The following is a 338-nucleotide window of genomic DNA, read 5'->3' on the forward strand; positions in this document are numbered from 1 at the left end:
GTAATTGGCGCTGCAACAGCGGGCAGGCGGTGCTGGACGCGGCCTTGCAAGGGGTGGGGCTGTGCCAGTTGCCGGACTACTACGTCCTGGAGCACTTGCAGAACGGTACGCTGATTTCCTTGCTGGAAGCTCACCAACCGCCCAACACCGCAGTCTGGGCGCTGTACCCGCAGCAACGGCACCTGTCACCGAAAGTGCGCAAGCTGGTGGATTATCTGAAACAAGGGCTGGCGCAGCGCCCGGAATACCGCGACCTGTAGCTGCTGCCGCAGGCGGTGACAAGGCCCGCAGGGCCTTCAGGGCCTCAAGAGCGGCGCCTCCTTCCGAGTCGTTCGCAG

General features: G+C 64.2%; 1 protein-coding gene. It reads left to right on the forward strand.

What is annotated here, in order from left to right:
• A partial coding sequence (locus tag F6S12_RS33220; protein WP_315870049.1) for a LysR substrate-binding domain-containing protein occupies positions 1-260 on the forward strand: 260 nt, incomplete at its 5' end.
• Positions 261-338 lie beyond the last annotated feature (78 nt).

It is taken from the genome of Pseudomonas sp. JV245A (assembly GCF_032424515.1).
In the GTDB taxonomy this organism is placed as follows: Bacteria; Pseudomonadota; Gammaproteobacteria; order Pseudomonadales; family Pseudomonadaceae; genus Aquipseudomonas; species Aquipseudomonas protegens.